We start from the raw sequence: 3350 nt of genomic DNA, 5'->3' as shown, positions 1-3350 counted from the left end.
CCGCACCGCCCGTTCTGCACAAGGCCGCCTCGACATGACCACCCGCGTACAATGGCTCGGCCTCCTCTGCGGGTTGCTGACTTCGGTGATCTGGGGCGTCCAGTCGGTGGTCTCGCGGCACGCGATGCTGATCGACCTGACACCGGCCGACGTCACGATCCTGCGCTTCGTCTCGGCTGCCGCAGTGCTGCTGCCCTGGGCGCTCCGGCACATGCGGCCCTTCCCGGTCGGGACGCTCGGCTGGCGGCGCGCCTGGATGATGGCGCTGCTGATCGGCCCGCTCTACAGCCTGCTGCTGGTCGGCGGCGCCCATTTCGCGCCAGCCCTGCATTCGTCGATCATCTCGCCCGGCCTGATCCCGGTTTTCACGGCCCTGTTCGTCTTCCTGGTCACGGGCGAGCGCGCCGGGCGCATGCGCCTCGCCGGCCTCGCCATCATCGTGCTGGGCATCGGCATCTTCTCGCGGGACGCGCTCGCGGCGGCGCCGTCGCGGCCCGATGCCTGGATCGGCGACCTGCTTTTCGTGCTGATCGCGTGCCTCTGGTCGATCTTCGGCCTGCTGGCCAAGCGCTGGGGCGTGAGCTCGCTCGAAGTCACGGCCGCGTCGTGCCTGCTGTCGGTGCCGCTGCTGGTGATCGTCGCCCTCGTGCTGCCGGTCCATATGGCACAGGCGCCTTTTGCCGAACTGCTGCTGCAGGCCCTCTATCAGGGCGTGCTTGTCGGCGTGGTCGCATTGTACCTCTATGCCCGCACCGTCGCGACGCTCGGTGCGGCGAAGGCGACGTTGTTCCTGCCCCTCGTGCCGGTCGTGACCGCGGCCGCCAGCGCCCTGCTGCTGGCGGAGAGCCCCACATCGATGGAACTCATCGGCATGGCCGTGGTGGTCACGGGCATGCTGGTGGCCTTCCGCTCGCCCTCCGTCGGCTGAGCGGCCGGGGCGCCTCTCAGCCCTGATGCCCCTTGGCGATCGGCTCCACATAGGACAGGCCCATGTCCCAGGGGAAGTAGATCCAGGTGTCCTGGCTGACCTCGGTGACGAACGTATCGACCGTCGGCACCCCGGCCGGCTTGGCATAGACAGTGGCGAAATGCGCGTTCGGCAGCATCTCGCGGACGACGCGCGCCGTCTTGCCGGTGTCGGTCAGGTCGTCGACGACCAGGACGCCCTTGCCCTTGCCGTCACCGATCGCCTTGATGTTCGGCGCGATGTCCTTCAGCACCCTGAGCTCGGACTGGTTGCGATAATCGTGATAGCTCGCGACGCAGACCGTCTCGATCATGCGCAGGCCGAGTTCGCGGCAGATGATCGCCGCCGGCACCAAGCCGCCACGGGTGATGCAGACCATGGCCTCGAAGGGCCCCTTCTCGGCGAGGCGCCAGGCGAGCGCGCGGGCGTCGCGGTGAAACTGATCCCAGGAAACCGGGAAAGCCTTGTTCGAGGACGGTTCGGCCATGGCGCTGTACTCCGGGCTGGTCGCGGCGCGGGAAGCGCCGGTTCAGTCGGAAAAGCCTATCGGCGCGCGCCTGACAAGAGGCACGCGCCGAACATCCCCAGCCGAGGCCGGTGTTTCCGGGTCAGAACTCGGCCCAGCCATCCGCTCCCCCGCCGGACGCAACCTTGCGGCCGCGCGGGACCGGCACCGCCGAAGGCACGGCGCGCAGGGCAGGCCCCGCCATGCGGACCGGCTGCATGGCGGGCTTCGCGTGCTCGCCCCCGAGCCGGAAGGAAGCAGCCATCGTGCTCAGTTGCTCGGTCTCCTGCTGGAGATCGCGGGCGACGCGCGCGCTCTGTTCGGCGAGCAGCGAATTCTGCTGCGTGATCTCGTCCATATGCGCAACCGTGCGGGCCATCTCATCGATGCCATTGGCCTGCTCGGTGGTCGCCTGCGAGATCTCGCTGACGGTCGAAGCGACTTTCGAGGCTGCCTCCACGATCTCGCGCAACGTCGTGCCGGCATCCTTGACGAGGCCGACGCCAGCTTGAATCTGCTGCGCAGAATTCGCGATCAACGCCTTGACGCCATTGGCGGATTCGCTGCAACGGGCAGCAAGCGCCCGCACCTCGGTCGCGACCACGGCAAAGCCGCGCCCCGCCTCGCCGGCCCGCGCCGCCTCGACCGCGGCATTGAGCGCCAGCAGATTGGTCTGGAAGGCGATCTCATCGATCATCGAGATGATCTCCGAGATGCCCGACGACGCCTTCTCGATCCGCCCCATGGCCTCGACCGCCTCGGTGACGATGGCGCCGCCGCGCGCCGCGACCTCGCTTGCCTCTTTGCCGAGCTGCACTGCCATCTTCGAATTTCCGGCGCTGTGCTTGACCGAAGCCGCGAGTTCCTCCGTCGTCGCTGCCGTCTGCTGCAGGCTCGCAGCATTGGCCTCGGTGCGCTCGGCCAGTTGCTGGCTGTCGGAGGTAATCTTCAGCGACGCGCCATCGATGCGCGACGAGATATCCCGCACGGAACCGACCAGATCCGCCAGCGTGTCCAGCAGGTCGTTGACGCCGGTGCAGAGCGTGGCCACCTCCCCGCTCTTGCCGTCCAGCGGTACGCGGCCGGTCAGGTCCTTGCCCTTGGCGAGCGCAATCACTTCGCTCGTCTCCTTCACCGCAGCTTCGAGCTGCTTGCCCTTGAAGGTCGCGGTTATGTCGGCGGCGAACTTCACGACCTTGTATGGCCGCCCCTGCGCGTTGAGGATCGGGTTGTAGCTCGCCTGGATCCAGACTTCCTTGCCGCCCTTGCCGATGCGGCGGTACTGCCCGGCGTCATATTCTCCGCGGCCGAGGCGATCCCAGAATGTGCGATAGGCCGCCGATTCCCGCTCGACGGGGTCGACGAACATGCGGTGATGCTGGCCCACGATCTCGGCAAGGTCGTAACCGAGAACGCTCAGGAAATTCTCGTTCGCATGCAGGATCTTGCCGGCAAGATCGAACTCGATCACGGCCTGCGCCTTGTCGATCGCGGCGCGCTGTCCCTCGAGATCGGCGAGCCGGTTCTTCTGCTCGGTGACGTCGAACGCATATTTGATCACGCTCACCGGCTTGCCAGCCGCGCCCATGATCGGATTGTAGCTCGCCTGGATCCAGACTTCCTGGCCGGTCTTGCTGACACGCAGGTATTGCCCGCGCGAGAACTGTCCACGCCCGAGATCCGCCCAGAACTGCTTGTAGCCCGCACTGTTCCTTTCTTCGGGCGTCACGAACATGCTGTGATGCTGACCTTTGATTTCGGCCAGCGTGTAACCCAGTGTCGCAAGAAAATTCTCGTTTGCGTCCAGTATCTTGCCATCAAGATCGAATTCGATGACCGCCTGCGATCGGCTGATCGCCTCCAGTTGCCCCGCGGTAT

General features: G+C 66.5%; 3 protein-coding genes. 1 reads left to right on the top strand and 2 read right to left on the bottom strand.

Annotated features, from left to right (window positions below):
- Positions 1–928 (top strand): DMT family transporter (locus tag ACIPIA_RS12820; protein WP_400510107.1); only part of this gene is annotated, 928 nt, incomplete at its 5' end.
- Between the two features lie 16 nt (positions 929–944).
- Here the strand turns inward: ACIPIA_RS12820 and gpt are convergent.
- The gene (gene gpt, locus ACIPIA_RS12815) at positions 945–1454 is read right to left on the bottom strand and encodes a xanthine phosphoribosyltransferase (protein ID WP_400510105.1); all 510 of its coding nucleotides are present in this window, start codon (positions 1452–1454) and stop codon (positions 945–947) included.
- 121 nt (positions 1455–1575) lie between these two features.
- Positions 1576–3327 (bottom strand): methyl-accepting chemotaxis protein, encoded by a 1752-nt coding sequence (locus ACIPIA_RS12810; RefSeq protein ID WP_400510109.1) that lies wholly within the window; start codon positions 3325–3327, stop codon positions 1576–1578.
- Positions 3328–3350 lie beyond the last annotated feature (23 nt).

The organism is Allobosea sp. CER48, assembly GCF_044752385.1.
GTDB lineage: Bacteria > Pseudomonadota > Alphaproteobacteria > Rhizobiales > Beijerinckiaceae > Allobosea.
This window is presented reverse-complemented; position numbering and strand designations above follow the sequence as displayed.

Coding starts and splice junctions, on each gene's coding strand:
- gpt (WP_400510105.1), bottom strand. CDS start 1,454: ATGGCCGAACCGTCCTCGAACAAGGCTTTCCCGGTTTCCTGGGATCAG.